Annotated in this window: 15 protein-coding genes; 9 read left to right on the top strand and 6 right to left on the bottom strand. The window is 66.7% G+C overall.

Annotation, left to right across the window (positions count from 1 at the left end):
• Positions 1-68: 68 nt before the first annotated feature.
• Positions 69-314 carry a DUF7533 family protein gene (locus tag EA472_RS01975; RefSeq protein ID WP_124189830.1) on the bottom strand — a complete coding sequence of 82 codons (246 nt, stop codon included), beginning with the start codon at positions 312-314 and terminating at the stop codon, positions 69-71.
• A gap of 128 nt (positions 315-442) precedes the next feature.
• Here EA472_RS01975 and EA472_RS01980 point away from each other — a divergent pair, with 128 nt between their 5' ends.
• Positions 443-1,045: a riboflavin synthase gene (locus EA472_RS01980; protein WP_124189831.1), complete on the top strand. Its 603-nt coding sequence runs from the start codon at positions 443-445 to the stop codon at positions 1,043-1,045.
• 48 nt (positions 1,046-1,093) lie between these two features.
• On the opposite strand, the gene EA472_RS01985 is transcribed toward EA472_RS01980, so the two are convergent.
• The 3 genes from EA472_RS01985 to EA472_RS01995 form a co-directional block, all read right to left on the bottom strand.
• Complete coding sequence (locus EA472_RS01985; protein ID WP_124189832.1) at positions 1,094-1,804, bottom strand: hypothetical protein; 711 nt, start codon at positions 1,802-1,804, stop codon at positions 1,094-1,096.
• Positions 1,805-1,963: 159 nt separating this feature from the next.
• Positions 1,964-3,541: a sodium:solute symporter family protein gene (locus EA472_RS01990; RefSeq protein WP_124189833.1), complete on the bottom strand. Its 1,578-nt coding sequence runs from the start codon at positions 3,539-3,541 to the stop codon at positions 1,964-1,966.
• Positions 3,538-3,807 (bottom strand): DUF3311 domain-containing protein, encoded by a 270-nt coding sequence (locus EA472_RS01995; RefSeq protein ID WP_124189834.1) that lies wholly within the window; start codon positions 3,805-3,807, stop codon positions 3,538-3,540. The genes EA472_RS01990 and EA472_RS01995 overlap by 4 nt, the downstream gene beginning before the upstream one ends.
• Before the next feature lie 174 nt (positions 3,808-3,981).
• On the opposite strand from EA472_RS01995, the gene EA472_RS02000 reads away from it, so the two are divergent.
• Entirely contained in the window at positions 3,982-4,956 is a 975-nt protein-coding gene (locus EA472_RS02000) for an ArsR/SmtB family transcription factor (protein ID WP_124189835.1), read from the top strand.
• Positions 4,957-5,148: 192 nt separating this feature from the next.
• The gene (gene dnaG, locus EA472_RS02005; protein WP_124189836.1) at positions 5,149-6,477 is read left to right on the top strand and encodes a DNA primase DnaG; all 1,329 of its coding nucleotides are present in this window, start codon (positions 5,149-5,151) and stop codon (positions 6,475-6,477) included.
• A gap of 4 nt (positions 6,478-6,481) precedes the next feature.
• Here dnaG and EA472_RS02010 read toward each other — a convergent pair whose 3' ends face one another.
• On the bottom strand, positions 6,482-7,813 hold the full coding sequence (locus EA472_RS02010; RefSeq protein ID WP_124189837.1) for a DUF92 domain-containing protein: 1,332 nt from the start codon (positions 7,811-7,813) through the stop codon (positions 6,482-6,484).
• A 159-nt stretch (positions 7,814-7,972) separates the two neighbouring features.
• On the opposite strand from EA472_RS02010, the gene EA472_RS02015 reads away from it, so the two are divergent.
• The gene (locus EA472_RS02015; protein ID WP_124189838.1) at positions 7,973-8,578 is read left to right on the top strand and encodes an undecaprenyl diphosphate synthase family protein; all 606 of its coding nucleotides are present in this window, start codon (positions 7,973-7,975) and stop codon (positions 8,576-8,578) included.
• A gap of 159 nt (positions 8,579-8,737) precedes the next feature.
• Complete coding sequence (locus EA472_RS02020) at positions 8,738-9,523, top strand: hypothetical protein (RefSeq protein ID WP_343205497.1); 786 nt, start codon at positions 8,738-8,740, stop codon at positions 9,521-9,523.
• Positions 9,524-9,561: 38 nt separating this feature from the next.
• On the opposite strand, the gene uppS is transcribed toward EA472_RS02020, so the two are convergent.
• Complete coding sequence (gene uppS, locus EA472_RS02025; protein ID WP_124189840.1) at positions 9,562-10,545, bottom strand: polyprenyl diphosphate synthase; 984 nt, start codon at positions 10,543-10,545, stop codon at positions 9,562-9,564.
• A 126-nt stretch (positions 10,546-10,671) separates the two neighbouring features.
• On the opposite strand from uppS, the gene EA472_RS02030 reads away from it, so the two are divergent.
• From EA472_RS02030 to smc, 4 genes are all read left to right on the top strand, one after another.
• Positions 10,672-11,088 (top strand): DUF5778 family protein, encoded by a 417-nt coding sequence (locus tag EA472_RS02030; protein WP_124189841.1) that lies wholly within the window; start codon positions 10,672-10,674, stop codon positions 11,086-11,088.
• A 195-nt stretch (positions 11,089-11,283) separates the two neighbouring features.
• Positions 11,284-12,621: a Trk system potassium transporter TrkA gene (gene trkA, locus EA472_RS02035; protein ID WP_124189842.1), complete on the top strand. Its 1,338-nt coding sequence runs from the start codon at positions 11,284-11,286 to the stop codon at positions 12,619-12,621.
• Between the two features lie 151 nt (positions 12,622-12,772).
• The gene (locus tag EA472_RS02040) at positions 12,773-13,066 is read left to right on the top strand and encodes a DUF7518 family protein (protein WP_124189843.1); all 294 of its coding nucleotides are present in this window, start codon (positions 12,773-12,775) and stop codon (positions 13,064-13,066) included.
• 86 nt (positions 13,067-13,152) lie between these two features.
• Positions 13,153-16,725 (top strand): chromosome segregation protein SMC, encoded by a 3,573-nt coding sequence (smc, locus tag EA472_RS02045; protein WP_124189844.1) that lies wholly within the window; start codon positions 13,153-13,155, stop codon positions 16,723-16,725.
• The last annotated feature ends 20 nt before the right edge of the window (positions 16,726-16,745 follow it).

Here is a 16,745-nt window from a genome sequence, read left to right on the forward strand (position 1 = left end):
TTCCACAGGGCCCACGAGTAAATATCCTCCCTCGGCTACTGCGGCGTCGACAGGTTCGCGCGCGCCGCTCAGCGCTCGTCGGCGTCCGACGGTTCGTTCGCGTCGACCGATCCCGTGAGACGGCTCGCGACGACCTCGCGTGGACTCGGGAGACTGAGCCGGCGTTGGACGACGACGAGCGCGATCGACAATCCGAGGAGGATCGCGCCGGTCACCGGCTCGCCCCGAACGAGCAGGAACTCGAGGCCGGCGAGGGCGGCCGGAATCGCGAAGACGAGAACGCCCGCAAGCTTGATCGTGTCGATGATACCCATCCCTCTCCCGTAGCGCGGGCAGGGGCAAAAACGCGGCGACCGCCGCGGTGTCGAAGGGATCGTCGTCACGGAACCGTGATCCATGTCGGACTCGGAACGCCTTTAGCACCGCGTCGTCAGGATTTCGTATGTTCACGGGAATCGTCGAGGAGACGGGCGAGATCGTCGCCCGCGACAGGACCGCGGACGGACTTCGACTCCGCGTTCGGGCGGACGAGATCGCCACCGGACTGGAGCGCGGCCAGAGCATCAGCGTCAGCGGCGCGTGTCTCACCGTCGAACGGTACGCGGAGGGCGAGTGGTTCGAGGTCTTTCTCGCGACCGAAACCGTCGACCGGACGTACCTCGGGGAACTCGCGGTCGGCGACGCGGTCAACTTAGAGCGGGCGATGCCGGCGGACGGTCGTTTCGACGGCCACGTCGTCCAGGGCCACGTCGACGCGGTCGCGACGGTTTCGAGCGTTGAATCGGTGGACGAAGACTGGTTCTTCGCGTTCGAACTGCCGTCGGGGTACGACCGCTACGTCGTCGAGAAGGGATCGATCACTCTCGACGGAATCAGCCTGACCGTCGCGGACCTCGAGTCGGACGGCCGCGTCACCGTCGCGATCATCCCCACGACCTACGAACTGACGACGCTCTCGGAGAAGTCGCCCGGCGATCCGGTCCACCTCGAGGTCGACGTCCTCGCGAAGTACGTCGAACGTCTGCTCGAGGCCCGCTTCGAGTAGGGACCCCGTCGCGAATCGTCGCTCTCCTGTCCCCGAGCCCGCCCGGAGTCAGTCGTCGTCCGGGCCGTCACCGCCGCCGATCTCCACGTTTCCGACGAACTCCGAGATCGTCTCGCGGTCGCGCTCCGGATCGATCGCGAGCGTCGCCTCGGTCGCCTCCCGGATCGGTTCCTCGAGCGGAAGGGTTCCGCCGGCGACGCCGTAGGTGTGGTCGGTCGGCCAGACGGCGACGTGGGCCTCCGCCCGAATTCGGTCGCCGTCGTCCGCGGACCCGCCGCGGTTTCCGGCGATCCGCTCGCTCGAGTCGGCCGCGGACGGATCGTCCGTTTCGCCGGCGGATGGCACGGCCCCGCCCCCGTCACGTCCGTACCGGCCGATCGGGAAGGTAACGTCGTAGATCCGCCAGCGTCCCGCCGCGCCGTTCGGCCCCTCGAACTCGAGTTCGTCCCGTTTGCCCGCGACGCTCGCGCCGCGGTTCTCGAGTAAGTCGACGAACTGCGTGCCGGCCTCGTCGGCCGCCCTCGAACGAAACGCGGCCGGCGAGACGCCGACGGACGACAGCGACGGCGAGAACGTCAGATCCACGATGAACAACGATCGCGGGGGAAACTCGTTCTGCCCGCTCGCCTCGATCGCGGGGTCGGTCGGTTCGTACAGCGTCGTCTCGGCGGAGATCGTCGCGAGGAGGACGCTCGTCTCTCCGGACTGGCGTCCAGAGACTCGCCACGAGTCGGCGAGCGACTCCGGCAGGTGGGTCATCGCACGCGGATAGGCGGCCGTCGCTTTTCGATGTGGCGGTCGGCGACGGTTCGGCGTGACGGGTACGATCGTCGGGGGTCGAGTGGGCCGACGATCGAGTGGACCGACAGCCCCACGACGGGAGGATTGTTCGAGACGCTTCGACCGAACTGAAACGGATCAGTCCGCACTCAGCCCGTCGAAGTAAATCGTCCGTCGCTCCTCGGCCGCCGGCGTCGTGACCAGCGAGACGCCGACGGTGACGACGAGCCCGAGCCCCATCCCGACGAGACCCGCCGTCCAGCCGAGGTACGCATCGCGGAAGACGGTCGTCACCAGGAGGATTAGCGTCGGCTCGAGGCCGGCGACGACCGGTCCGACCAGCGCGAGCTCGCCGAGGACCGACCCGACCAGTTCGATCGCCGCGACGACCGAGCCGACGAACAGGGTCGTCAGGTAAAACAGCTGGCTGGCGAGGATTCCCGCCGTGATCCCGGCTCGCGTCGTCTTCCGCCAGTAGAGCGCGATCAGCACGGGCAGGGCGAGCTGTGCGAATCCGCTGAACGCCGCGTCCCCGAGTTCGAACAGTGTCGCGGGGGTGAGAAGGCTCGCGCCGAGCGCGGCGGTGGCGAAGATGACGACCCCGACGCGCGCGAGCAGGTCTTCGCGACGCTCGGAGAGACTCCGATCGACGAACGGCCGGTAGAGATCCCGCGTGAAGTACGACGAGCCCGACAGCAGCATCGAGTCCGACGAGGACATCATCGCGGCCATCGCCCCGGCGATGACCAGCGCGGCGAACCAGCCCGGCGTAAACGCCGCCAGCACCGCCGGGAGGACGTTCCCGCCCTCCGGGACCGCGACGTCGAGTCCGCGGGCCCACGCGCCCAGCATGAACGACGGGATGAACAGCAGAACACAGAGGATCGGCCAGAGCGCGAATGATCGCTTCAACACCGTGCGCGATCCCGCCGCGAAAAAGCGCTGGTTCACCTGCGGAAACATCGCCACGCCGAAACCGATCACGATCGCCGTCGAGAGCATCCACTGGACCGTGTAGTGGTCGCTCCCCAGCGCGAGGTGCTGTGCCGCCTCGGCCTCGAGCGCCGCGGTCGCCGCCCCCGGTCCGCCGACGACGGCGAGCACCCAGATCATCGCCACCCAGGTCGTCACGAGCATGAACGCTCCCTGGAGGGTGTCGGTCCAGGCGATTCCGCGCATCCCGGCGACGACGACGTAGAGGATCATGAACGCCGTGATCAGCCCGGCTCCGACGGCGTAGGGGACGGCTCCCTCGGTCAACGCCTGGAGGGCGGTGCCCGCGCCGACCTGCTGGAGCATCACGTACGGGAACAGCCAGAGCAGGCTCACGCCGGCGACGACGCCCCGGAGCCGCCTCGAGGCGAATCGATCGCCGAGCATCTCCCCGAGCGTGACGTACTCGTATCGCTGCCCGAGCAGCCACTGTTTGTAGCCGATGACGTACCAGAGAATCGCGAAGATGATGCCGTCCATCAGCCCCATCACGAGCACCCACTCGGGCCCTTCGTGGTAGGCGACGTTCGGGCCGGCGAAGAACGTAAACGCCGACAGCAGGGTCGCGAACGTCGTAAAGAGGAGGACGATCGTTCCGAACGTCCGACTCGCGAGGTAGAAGTCCTCGGCGGTCCGATCGGTCATCCGGTAGGCGACGAGTCCGATCGCGAGCGCGAGCAGGAGGTAGCCGACGATGATCCCGACCTGCAGCGTGAGCGTCACGGTTGATCACCGCCGGATCGAACCGACCGTCGATCCGTTTCGCCGCCCGTCGGGGCCGACGTCGAATCGGTTTCGATGCCGATCCCCCAGGCGCGGGTTGCAAACAGCCAGAAGACGGCCGACGCCAGCACCATCCAGCCGACGTGCCACCACAGCCACAGCGGGAGGCCGGCGACGACCGTCCCGTCGCCCCACAGGAACCACGGAATCGCGAGTCCGCAGAGTACGATCCCGACCGCGATCCAGACGAGTCGGCGACTGCGCATACCGGTGGTCGGAACGGGCCGTGTGTAACTCTTGCTGTTCGACGCCCACAATTGAAGAATTTCGGTCTTCAACCCCATTGCAGTCCGCTCCGGCCGGTTATCGGTAGGTAAAATCGCTCTTTCACGTAGGAAAAAGCGTATAGGGGTCGGACAGAGAGTGTACAGTATCCTGACATGGCCCGTCTGTTTCCCTTCCGCTCCGAGACGACCGCCCGGGACGGGCAACCCCGCGTCGTCGATCTCGAGGGCGAGGACGCCGACGCAGTGTTCAGCGCCCTCTCGTCGACGACGGCCCGACGGATCTACGCGCGACTCGACGAGGAACCTGGAACGCCCAGTGACGTCGCCGACGCCATCGACTCCTCGATCCAGAACGTCCGCTACCACCTCGAGAACCTGGAGGAGGCCGGACTCGTCGAGGTCGTCGACACGTGGTACTCCTCGCGCGGCAACGAGATGAGCGTCTACGCGACGACGGACGGACCGCTGATCGTGACGAGCGACGAGTCGACGGCGAGTCAGCTGAAGACGGCGATTTCGCGGCTGATCGGCGGGATCGGCGCGCTCGCCGGCGGGAGCCTTCTGGTTCAGTACGGCGTCGGCCGCTGGCTCGATCCAGCGGCCGTGGGGACGACCGAGGACGCGACACCGTCGACCGCCGAGGAACCGACGCCGACGGCGGCCGACGATCCGGACGACGACTACCTGGTCGGCGACGACGCGGCAGACGATCCGGTTGACGCCCCCGACGAGGAACCCGACGCCGAGACGGAGCCGGGGATGGCCGGCGTCGAGGAGGAGGAAGACGCCGATGAACCCGACGACGACGCCGTGGACGACCTCGAAGCCGACGACGACGTGGACGACACAGCGGGCGACGAACCCGTCGAGGAGCCGGAAGCGGTCGACGACGAGGCCGTCGACGACTCCGACGCGGCGGATCTGGACGCGGCGGACGACGTCGAACTCGAGGGGGCGAGAGCCGACGATTCGGCCGAACCCTACGCCGTCGATCCGAGCGCGGACGGCGGCACCGAGGCCGTTGACGCGATGACGACGCTGCCGCCCGGGTTGCTGTTCTTTCTCGGCGGACTGGTCGTCTTGCTCGCAGTGACGGCGTACTGGTACTGGTACCGCCCGGTGTACTGATCGTCCGGCGTCGGTCGTTCGAACGGCGACCGCCTTCCGTTCGTCCGCTCGAGCGCCGCGCGGTTTCCGACCTCGCGGCCGACTTCGCCCTCCGAGGTCAACAGCTATTTGCCACTCACGACCCAATTTCTACGTAACCGGTCTCTGTGCGCGGGTTCCGCGTCACCGCCCCTCCCCGGGGACAGATCTCCCATGGAAGATACGACGAAATACCTCATTCACGCAGACGTCGCGGCCGACGGGGTCGTCGAGCGGAGCGACGTTGTCGGCGCGATTTTCGGGCAGACCGAGGGTCTGCTCGGCGACGAACTCGATCTCCGCGATCTCCGCCAGTCGCAGAAAGTCGGCCGCATCGACGTCGAAATCGCGAGCACCAACGGAAACTCACGCGGCCACCTCACCATCGCGACCAGCCTCGACAAAGTCGAAACCGCCACGCTCGCCGCCTCGCTCGAGACGATCACCCGCGTCGGCCCCTGTCGCGCCGACCTCGAGGTGACCGAGATCGAAGACGTCCGCGCGGCCAAACGCAAGGAGGTCGTCGACCGCGCGAAGGAACTCCTTCGGACGGGGTTCGACGACACCGTGATGTCCTCCGAAGAGATCCTCACGGAGGTTCGCCAGCACGTTCGCGTCGAGGACGTCACCGAGTACGAGGGACTCCCCGCCGGTCCGCGCGTGACCGACAGCGACGCGATCATCATCGTCGAGGGACGATCCGACGTGCTCACGCTGCTCAAGTACGGCGTCAAAAACGCCATCGCCGTCGAGGGGACGAACGTTCCCGACGCGGTCGCCGAACTCACCCGCCACCGAACCGTCACCGCCTTCCTCGACGGCGACCGCGGCGGCGACCTCATCCTCGAGGAGCTCTCGCAGGTCGGCGACGTGGATTACGTGGCCTTCGCCCCGTCGGGCGAGTCCGTCGAGGAACTCGACCACCACCAGCTGTTCGCCGCGTTGCGAAACAAGGTGCCCTACGACAGCGTCTCGGGATCGAACGAACCCCGCGAGGTCGTCGCCGCGACCGACGGCAGCGCGACGCCGGCACCCCCCCTAACGCGATCCGGTGCGGCCTCGACGGCCGACGCCGTCGACGACCGCACGAACGGGCCGGTCGCCGCGGACCCGAGCCCGAGTGCGCACGCTGACGAGCGCGGGGAATCGCCGACGAGTACCGACCTCGCCGACGAACCCGAGGTGACGTCCGAGCCGGAAACCGTCTACGAGCACGCGGCCGAGATCGTCCGCGGGGGGACCGACCGCGTCCGGTTCGTCGGCGACGACGGGAGCGCGATCGAGGAGGCCGCAGCCAGCGAGGCCTACGACACGCTCGCGGGGCTCGAGTCGGTTCCGGAAACGGTGGTCCTCGACGGGATCCTCAGCCAGCGCCTGCTGGATCTGGCCGCAGACCGCGGCGTCGGTCGGATCGTGGCGCGTTCGCTCGGCCAGTTCACCAAGCGGCCGACCGGCGTCCGAATTCACGCGATCGACGACGTCGCCGACGAACCGCCGGAGTGACGGCTCAGCCGAGTACGGCGAACGAGAGGACGAGCAGCGCACAGACGAGCGCCCCCGAGAGCGTCGCCAGGAAGTTGACGCCCTGATTGCCGAGGACGCTCCCCTCGAGCGTCGCACCGAGGAGGCTGTCGACGGTCATGCCGACGAAGCCGGCGGCGACGATGACGCCAGCGCCGACGGCGTCGACCTCGGGAAACAGCACGTAGGAGATGGCGGCGACGATCGCCGCACCCGCGAGGCCGGCGATCTCGCCCTGCCAGGTGACGCCGCCGTCGGTTCCCGGCTCGACGGGCTCGAGCGTCGTAATCAGCCGGGGTTTCTCGAAGACGCTGCCGATCTCGCTCGAGAGCGTGTCGCTCATCGCGGTGGCCACGGAGCCAGCGAACGCGAACAGAAACAGCGCCGGATCGAGGCTGGCGGGGAGGAGGCCGGCCGAACTGGCGGCGTAGCCGAGGACGGCGGCGAGGGCGACGGCGGCGTTGCCGAGGACGTTGCCCGTTCCGCGAGCGCCGTTGTTGTCCTCGGCGACGCCGAGGTCTTCCTTTCGGTCGTACCTGAACTTCGTCGAGAGGCCGCCGAGCGCGAAGAAGGCGATGAGCACGACGAACCAGCCGTACCCGCCCAGCACGATCGTCACCAGCCCGAGCAACACGCCGGTCAACATGCCCGCGATCGACGCCGTATCGAGAGCGTACGACGCGTACCCGAGTGCGATCGTGACGGCGAGTGCGCCGACGATCTCGAACTGGCCGATCGCGGGCTCGAGCTCCGCGAGCAGCCACAGCAGGAATCCGACCGAGAGCATCACGACCGGGTCGTCGTACAGCAACAGCACGTCTCGAAGCAGGGCCGCGAGGAGAGCTCCGCTCGCGGCGAGAAAGACGATCGACGGCACGAGGGGGGCGAGGTCGACGCCCGCGATCGCGAGCGTTCCGGCCTGTCCGGCGATTCCCGCCGCCGTCGCGACCAGACAGAAGACGGTGACGACGGCGACTTCGTGGTCGATCCGTGATCGGGCGAACTGCTCGGCGACGTTGCCGTAGCCGACCAGCAGGACGGTGCCGACGAACACCGCGATCGACATAGATGTCGACACGGCGACGAGTCCGAGCGCGATCCCGGCGAGGACGAACGTGATCAGTCCGTAGAGCCGACCGTCCTCGTAGTCGCCGGGGTAGGCGAGGAGGTCGAACAGGGGCCCGTCGGTCACGGCGAACGCACCGAGCAACGTCGCTCCCGCCAGGACGGCTCCGACCGTCGGTCCGAACAGCGGTACGGCGAGCGAGAGCGTACAGAGTGCCGCGAAGACGACGGCTCGCCGGACGGGTGTTGTCACGATACCGGTGTCTTTCTGTGGGGGTTACTTGAAGGTTCCCGAACCCGCTCCATCGCCTATTTCGTTCGATGTGGCCACTCTACCGACGGTTCGTTCGAATCGAACGAACCGAGTCGTCGTCCCGTAACCTGTATAGTATCGGATCTGGAACTCGAATCCGTGGGACTGTACGAACGGTATCTCGCACGTCGAATTCGTCGCCACGAGGCCGATCCGCCCGACCACGTCGCACTCGTCATCACCGAACGCGACCTCCTCGAGGCCGGAGCCTACGAGACGCTCGTCGACTGTTTCGCCTGGGCGTTCGAGTACGCGTCCAGGGTGACCGTCTACGTGAGCGTCCTCGACACCGAGGCGGTGCCGACGCTGCGCCGCGAACTCGAGGGCCTCGACGCGCCGCGGGAGGTCGCGGTTCGCGGACCCGACGACCGAACCCGGGCCGACGCGCCGATCCAGATCGGGATCGGACTCGGCGGCAAACACGAGTTCACGAGCGCCGTTCAGACGCTCGCCGAGAGCGTCGACGAGGGCGAACTCGCACCGGAGGAGATCGACGACGAACGGGTCGAAGAGCACCTCGTCTTTCCGGCCGAACCCGATCTCGTCATCAAGACCGGGGCCGAACGACTCTCGGATTTCATGATCTGGCAGTCGGTCTACTCGGAGCTGTACTTCACCGACGTCAACTGGCGGGACTTCCGCAAGCGGGACTTTCTCCGAGCGGTACGGGAGTACTGCAATCGGTCGCGCCGATTCGGCCGGTGAGATCCGACATCCGGGCCGGTCGATCGGTTCGCCACTCGAGTCCCGTTCGGCCGGGTCGGCGACGGCGGAGGATCCGAAGCCAGTAACGCCGTTCCCCGGAACGAGCGGTCGGACGACACCGACCCGGCACGTGCAGCGAAAACGAGGGGCGTCTCCGCGGTGACGGATCAGGTACGACGGACGATGTTCGCTGCCTTCGCGCCGCCGGTCGACTCCGAAACGGTGCTCGTCGCGATCCTCGTCGCGGCCGTCACGGTCGTCCACCTCCTGCCCGACGAACTCCCGGATTCCGCGGGCCTCCCGCGACGATACCTGCTCTCGCTGACCGGCGGCGTCTCGATCGTCTACGCGTTCGTCCACCTGTTTCCCGAACTCGACGAGCGTCGGGACGCCCTCGAGGGCGTCTCGGTGCTCGTCTGGTCGCTCGCGGCCCACCACGTCTACGCGATCGCGTTCGTCGGGCTAGCGCTGTTTTACGGCCTCGAGCGGCTGGCGACGGTCTCGCGGGACCGCGAGGTCGACCGCCGGCTGGAACCGCTCTCCGAGGACCCGATCTTCTGGGTCCACGTCGGCAGCTTCGCCGTCTACAACGCGTTCATCGGCTACGCGCTCGTCCGCGGGGAGACGGGTGCGGACAACGTCGCGCTGTTCGGAGTCGCGATGGCGCTGCACCTGTTCGGCAACGACGAGGCAATGGAGCAACACCACCGCGAGCTGTACGCCCGATTCGGCAAGTGGATCCTCGCGGGCTCGGTCGTCGTCGGCGCGGCCGCCGGCGCACTCTATGCGATCGGTGACGTCGCGTTCGCGACCCTCCTGGCGTTGCTGACCGGCGGCATCGTCTTCAACGCGATCAAGGACGAACTACCCCGGACCCGCGAGAGCCGGTTCTGGCCCTTCGCTGCGGGATCGGTCGGCTACGGCGTGCTGTTGCTGATTCTCTAGCGGAGAACGCGCCCCGAGATCTCCGCTCGTCTCGTCCGTCAGTCGGCCGCCCGCCCGCCCGAGTCGAGGCCGTCGACGCTCTGTCCCGCGGACGTGCCGGCGTCATCGGCCCCGTCAGCGCGTTCGATCTCCTCGAGGTCGGAGCGCTCGGCGGTCGGCAGCGAGTCGCGAAAGCGCTCGACGACGGACCGGGCCTCCGGAAGGTCCGGCTCGCTCACGGCGGCGAGCAAGGCGAGCGCACGGCGGGCGCGGGTCCGTCGCCAGGATTCCTCGCGGTGTTCGTAGGTCCGAATACCGCGCAGGAAGTCGGTCTTCGAGAACTCCGGCCAGTAGGGCGTACAGAAAAAGACCGCCGCCTCGTTGCCGTTCGCGTGCCACGGCAGGAAGTTCGAGGTTCGCTCGTCGCCGCCGGTTCGGATGATCAGATCGACGTCCCGAACGGGTTGGTCGTACAGCCGGTTTTCGATCGTTTCGACGTCGATTTCCTCGGGTTCGATCTCTCCAGAGTCGACGTCGGTTGCGACCCCCCGCGTCGCCTCGAGCAGCCGCGAGCGGCCGCCGTAGGCGAGCGCGATGTTGAGGACGAACCGATCGTAGTCGGCGGTTTGCGCTTCCGCGTAGGCGACCGCTTCCGTGACGCGGTCGGGCAGTCGCGCCGTCTCGCCGATCGCCCGAATGGAGACTTCGTTCTCGTGGACGCGGTCGGCGTCGGCGAACTCCCTGAGTTTCTCACAGAGCAGATCGAAAAGCGGCTCGTTTTCCTCGGCCGGTCGATCGAAGTTCTCCGTAGAGAACGTATAGAGCGTCAGCTCCTCGACGCCGACGTCCTGGCACCACTCGAGGATGCGTTCGGTCGTTTCGGCACCCGCGCGGTGGCCGTCGTGGGCGTCCCCGCCGCGTCGACGGGCGTACCGACGGTTACCGTCCTGGATCACTGCGACGTGGGTCGGCGCACCGGATATCTCTCGCGAGAGCAGGCGTTCGTAAGCAGCGTCGACGCGCTGGCGGAGCCACTGCTTCATCGGTCGATTCGACGGTATCGACGACTATGTGTCTTGTGTGTCACTCTCCGACAGTGAGACGAGCCGACACGCAGATCCGGCGTGGAATCGTGACGGCTATCCGTCCGGACGGCCTCGAGTCCGGCAATGACCGACGCGAACGCGAGTCCGATCGACGAGGACCTCTATCGACGAACGAAAGCGCTGCTCGAGCCCGGCGAGATCGAACTCAACGCGGCGATCGTCCACACCGACTACGACGGCAGCGAGGACGTCCAGATGATGCAGGCGACGATCGACGTCGGCGACATCGTCGCGGAACACGCCGGGTACGATCCGAAAGACTGCTACGTCTACTCCGGAAACGACGACCCAGACTTCTCCTCGAACCAGCACCAGGGGCTGACCCTCGAGGACGAGTCGTTCGTCTGGGAGTGCCAACAACTCCTCCGAGAGGGGAGTTTCGACGTCGTCGTCTACTACGAGGCAAGTGCCGACCACGAGGCGATCCTGGAGGACGTGCGGGAACTGGGTTACGAGGTAACGGGCGTCGAAGGATCGTAGCCGGAATCCGAACGATTCTCGCCGCGTCCGGGCCGAATTCGGTCTCGAGTCGGAGCGGAACTGGCTCGCAAACCGAAGACGGCGGGCGCGAATCGAGACACAATCCACTTACTTCGGCGAGTCGTACGACAGGACGATGGTCCCGATTCGCCGTAATCAATCTTCGAATCGCCCCCTTCTGCAGGTGATCGGCCGGTGCACGTGATCGTCGTCGGCGCGGGCGAGGTCGGAACCAACATCGCGAGCGCGCTCGAGGCAGACCACGACGTGGTGGTCGTCGACCGGGACGCCGACCGGGTCGAGTCGATCACCTACACGCTCGACGTGCTGGCGATACGCGGCGACGGGACGTCGATCGACGTCCTCGAGCAGGCCGGACTCGAGGAGGCAGACATGGTGATCGGGAGCACCGACGGTGACGAGACGAACGTCGTCGTCTGCGGCGCGGCAAAGACCGTCGACGATCCGTTCACGATCGCCCGCGTCAAGAAGACGGACCTGCTGCGGACGTGGGAGCGTTCGGAGGAGGCGTTCGGCGTCGATTTCATGGTCTGTACCGATCTGGAAACCGCCCAGACGGTCGTCGACATCGCCAGCCTGCCCGACGCGCGCGACGTCGACAGCTTTGCAAACGGGCTCGTTCGGATGGCCGAACTCGAGATCGACCCCGAGAGTCCGGTCGCCGGCGAGACCGTCGCCGAAGCCGATCGGTTCGAGTCGTTGACGTTCGCGGCGATCATCCGCGACGACGACGTCATCGTTCCGAAAGGGGAGACGGTGATCGAAGCGAACGACGACGTCGTCGTCATCGGCTCCGTCGAGAGCGTCCGCGCCTTCGCCGCGAGCCTGACGCCGACGCCGACGCTCGAAGAGGCCGACGAAATCGTCATCGTGGGCGGCAGCGAGATCGGCTACCAGACGGCCCGGCTGTTCGAATCGGACGGTCTCGAGCCGCGACTCGTCGAACGCGACCACGACCGGGCCAGAGAACTCGCCGAGCGACTGCCCCGAACGCTCGTCCTCGAGAGCGACGCGACCGACATCGACTTTCTGGTTCGCGAGCACGTCGACGAGTCGGACATCGTCGTCGCCGCACTCGACAGCGACGAGAAGAACCTCCTCGTCTCCCTGCTGGCGAAACGAATCGGCGTCGAACGAACGATCGGGATCGTCGAGGCTGGCGAGTACGTCGACCTCTTCGAGACGGTCGGCATCGACGTCGCGGTCAACCCTCGTCTCGTGACCGCCGAGGAGATCACCCGGTTCACCCGCGAACGGCGCACCGAGAACCTCGCCATCCTCGAGCACGACCGGGCCGAGGTCCTCGAGATCGAAGTCGACCGGGACAGCCTCCTGTTCGGAAACCGGATCCGAAACGTTACGTCACAGCTGCCGGACGGGGTCGTCATCGGGGCGGTCACCCGCGACGGGGAACTGATTACGCCCCGCGGGGAGACGGTCCTCGAACTCGGCGACCACGTCGTCGTCTTCGTCGACACCGACGTGCTCGACGAGGTCGCGGCCGCGCTCTAGGTCTCGCACCGGAGAGCGTCATCGGTTCCCGCTGCTCCAGGGTTCACGGCACGCGACCGCGCAACGAGGGCGGCCGCGACACGGAAAACCTGCCAGCGAGGCTAGCTGTGTCTGACGTACGTTTATGTGTCAGGGTACGTCCCTAGAGCGTATGTCGAACAACCGCGTCGAGCAGCTCGAATCGACGGTCGCGGAACTCGAGTCGACGGTGGACGGATTGACGAACGAGCTCATCGAAGCGAAAGAGCGCATCCGCGTGCTCGAGGCCGAACTCGATGCCGAGTCGCCGACGCGCGTTCCGGAGCGTCGCGACGGTGAAGCGGACGAAACGACCGCAGAAGAGACGACCCAGGAGGCCGAACCGGACGACGTCGCGGAGGCGACGGCCGGCGCGGCCGGTGACGAAGCGGAAGACTCAGGTAGCGACGACATTATTGTCGCATAACCGCAGGGGACGCGCTCGAGCGTGGGGCGAATCGGTCCGTCGCCCCGACGATCGCGCCCACCCGAGGACGGAGGCTCGAGGAGAGAATGTACATCAAGGCAGTCGTTCTGGACAACTTCAAGAGCTTCGGTCGAAAGACGAAGATCCCGTTCTACGAGGATTTCACGGTCGTCACCGGACCGAACGGCTCCGGAAAATCGAACATCATCGACGCCGTACTCTTCGCGCTCGGGCTCGCCCGAACCCGGGGGATTCGCGCGGAGAAGCTGACCGACCTGATCTACAATCCGGGCCACGAGGACGACTCTTCGACCGGCGGTCCGCGCGAGGCGACGGTGGAAGTCGTCCTCGACAACGGCGACGGGGCCCTCGAGCGATCGCAGATCGTCAACGCCGCCGGCAGCGAGGACGTCGGCGACGTCGACGAGATCCGCATCCGACGCCGGGTGAAAGAGACCGACGACAACTACTACTCCTACTACTACCTCAACGATCGCTCGGTGAATCTCTCGGACATCCAGGATCTCCTCGCGCAGGCCGGCGTCACCCCCGAGGGGTACAACGTCGTCATGCAGGGCGACGTCACCGAGATCATCAACATGACGCCCCACGCCCGTCGGGAGATCATCGACGAGATCGCCGGCGTCGCCGAGTTCGACGCGAAGAAGGCGGACGCCTTCGACGAACTCGAGATCGTCGAAGAGCGGATCGACGAGGCCGAACTCCGCATCGAGGAGAAACGCGAGCGTCTCGCCCAACTCGAAGACGAGCGTCAGACCGCCCTCCGATACCGCCGGCTCCGCCGCGAGAAAGAGGTGTACGAGGGCTACCGGAAGGCGAGCGAACTCGAGGAGAAACGCGACGAACTCGCGGCCGCGACCGAGCGGGTCGACGACCTCGAGGACGAACTCGAGACGCTCCGGCGAGAGCTCGATCAGCGCCAGGGTGCGGTCGTTCGCCTGCAGGAGGACCTCGAGGACCTCAACGCCGAGATCGAGCGCAAGGGCGAGGACGAACAGCTCCGGATCAAAAGCGAGATCGAGGAGATCAAAGGTGACATCTCCCGGCTCGAAGACCGCATCGAGGCCAGCGAGGAACAGATCGCCGACGCCGAGTCCGACCGGCGCGAGGCGTTCGTCCAGATCGACCGCAAACAAGAGCGCATCGAGGAGCTCCAGTCGGAGATGCGCGAACACAAACTCAAGAAGGCCTCGATCACGGCCGAGATCCAGGAGCGCGAGACGAAACGGGACGAACTGGAAGCCGAGATCGAGGCGGTCGACACCGAGTTCGACGAACTCAAAGCCGACCTCGCGGATCGCAAGGACGACCTCGAGCAGGCCAAAACGGAAAAGAACGACCTCCAGCGCGAGCAGGACCGCCTGCTCGACGAGGCGCGTCGACGATCGAACGCGATCAGCGAGACCGAGCGCACGATCGAAGAAAAACGCGAGGCGATTCCCGAGCTCGAGAGCCAGCGGGCCGACCTCGAACGCGAGCTCGAGAAGGCAGAGAAGAACCGCGAGAACATCGCGGGCGTCGTCGAGGACCTGAAAGGCGAGAAGCGCCGCCTCCAGTCGGAGATCGACGACGTCGACGACGACCTCCAGGCGAAACAACAGGAGTACGCGGAACTGGAGGCGAACGCGGGCGAAAGCGGGGACTCCTCGTTCGGCCGCGCGGTGACGACGATCCTCAACGCCGGAATCGACGGCGTCCACGGCGCGGTCGCCCAGCTGGGCAGCGTGCCCGGGGAGTACGCCGTCGCCTGCGAAACCGCGGCGGGCGGCCGACTGGCAAACGTCGTGGTCGACGACGACGTCGTCGGTCAGCAGTGTATCGACCACCTCAAATCGCGCAACGCCGGTCGCGCGACCTTCCTGCCGCTGACCGAGATGAGCCGGCGCGGACTGCCGAAGGCGCCGTCGGATCCGGGCGTCGTCGGATTCGCCGCCGATCTCGTCGACTTCGACGACCAGTACGCCGGCGTCTTCTCGTACGTGCTCGGTGACACGCTGGTCGTCGAGGACCTCGAGACCGCCCGCGCGTACATGGGCGACTACCGGATGGTGACGCTCGACGGCGACCTCGTCGAAAAGAGCGGCGCGATGACCGGCGGCTCCGGCAGCGGCTCGCGGTACTCGTTTACCGGCGGCGGCGAAGGGCAACTCGAGCGCGTCGCCAAACAGATCACGGCGCTGCAGGACGAACGCGACTCCCTCCGGTCGGAGCTGCGCGACGTCGAAGGGCGCCTCGACGACGCCCGCGATCGAAAGACGGACGCGAGCGACGAGGTCCGCTCGATCGAAAGCGAGATCGACGCGCTGGACGAGCGTGCGGAATCGCTCGAGGCCGAGATCGACTCGCTCGAGGCCGAGATTTCGGAACTCCGCGAGGAGCGGGAGTCGGTCGACGAGCGGATGAACGACATCTCCGAGCGGATCGAGGAGCGAACCGAGCGGATCGAGGCGATCGAGGCCGACATCGACGACCTCGAAGCGGAGCTCGCGGCGTCGAAGATCCCGGAACTCACGGCGGAGATCGAGGACCTCGAAGACGAGATCGACGAGCGCGAGGACCGGATCGACGACATCGACGCCGCGCTCAACGAACTCGGCCTGGAAAAGGAGTACGCCGAGGACGCGATCGAGGACCTCCACGACGACATCGAGGCGGCCCAGAACCGGACGGCCGAACACGAAGAGCGCATCGAGGAGTGCGAGGAGGCCATCGAGGACAGACGCGAGACGCTCGAGGAAAAGCGCGAGGCCGTCGCCGACCTGGAGGAGGAGCTGACGGAGCTGAAAGCCGAGCGAAGCGAGCTGAAAGCGGAACTCGCCGACGCGCGGACGAAACGCGACGCCCAGCAGGATCGCGTCAACGCCGTCGAGAGCAAACTCGAGGGCGAACGCGAGCGCGCGGACGACCTCGAGTGGGAGATCGAGAGCCTCGAGGACGAGGTCGGCGCGTACGACCCCGAGGACGTGCCGGACCACGAGACCGTCCTCGAGATGATCGAGCTACTCGAGACGGACATGGAAGCGATGGAGCCGGTCAACATGCTCGCGATCGACGAGTACGACGACGTTCGCTCCGATCTGGACGATCTCGAGGACGGACGCGACACCCTGGTCGAGGAGGCCGAGGGGATCCGCGACCGGATCGAGCAGTACGAATCCCAGAAGAAACGGACGTTCATGGACGCCTACGAGGCGATCTCGAGTCACTTCACCGAGATCTTCGAGAAGCTCTCGGAGGGAACCGGAACGCTTCACCTCGAGAACGAGGCGGACCCGTTCGACGGCGGGCTGACGATGAAAGCCCAGCCCGGTGACAAGCCGATCCAGCGCCTCGACGCGATGTCCGGCGGAGAGAAGTCGCTGACCGCGCTCGCATTTATCTTCGCGATCCAGCGACACAACCCCGCGCCGTTTTACGCGCTCGACGAGGTAGACGCGTTCCTCGACGCGGTCAACGCCGAACGGATCGGCGAGATGGTCGAGGAACTGGCGGATCGGGCGCAGTTCGTCGTCGTCTCACACCGTTCGGCGATGCTCGATCGCTCGCAGCGGGCGATCGGCGTCACGATGCAACAGGACAACGTGAGCGCGGTGACCGGGATCGATCTGAGTAGTGAGGAGGTGCCTGCTGATGACTAACGAGGAGAGCGAGGCGCGAA

The organism is Natrarchaeobius oligotrophus, assembly GCF_003841465.1.
GTDB lineage: Archaea > Halobacteriota > Halobacteria > Halobacteriales > Natrialbaceae > Natrarchaeobius > Natrarchaeobius oligotrophus.

Bases quoted from the DNA above. Each gene is read 5' to 3' on its own strand.
- EA472_RS01975 (WP_124189830.1), bottom strand. From the start codon at position 314: ATGGGTATCATCGACACGATCAAGCTTGCGGGCGTTCTCGTCTTCGCG.
- EA472_RS01980 (WP_124189831.1), top strand. From the start codon at position 443: ATGTTCACGGGAATCGTCGAGGAGACGGGCGAGATCGTCGCCCGCGAC.
- EA472_RS01985 (WP_124189832.1), bottom strand. From the start codon at position 1,804: ATGACCCACCTGCCGGAGTCGCTCGCCGACTCGTGGCGAGTCTCTGGA.
- EA472_RS01995 (WP_124189834.1), bottom strand. From the start codon at position 3,807: ATGCGCAGTCGCCGACTCGTCTGGATCGCGGTCGGGATCGTACTCTGC.
- EA472_RS02000 (WP_124189835.1), top strand. From the start codon at position 3,982: ATGGCCCGTCTGTTTCCCTTCCGCTCCGAGACGACCGCCCGGGACGGG.
- dnaG (WP_124189836.1), top strand. From the start codon at position 5,149: ATGGAAGATACGACGAAATACCTCATTCACGCAGACGTCGCGGCCGAC.
- uppS (WP_124189840.1), bottom strand. From the start codon at position 10,545: ATGAAGCAGTGGCTCCGCCAGCGCGTCGACGCTGCTTACGAACGCCTG.
- EA472_RS02030 (WP_124189841.1), top strand. From the start codon at position 10,672: ATGACCGACGCGAACGCGAGTCCGATCGACGAGGACCTCTATCGACGA.
- EA472_RS02040 (WP_124189843.1), top strand. From the start codon at position 12,773: ATGTCGAACAACCGCGTCGAGCAGCTCGAATCGACGGTCGCGGAACTC.
- smc (WP_124189844.1), top strand. From the start codon at position 13,153: ATGTACATCAAGGCAGTCGTTCTGGACAACTTCAAGAGCTTCGGTCGA.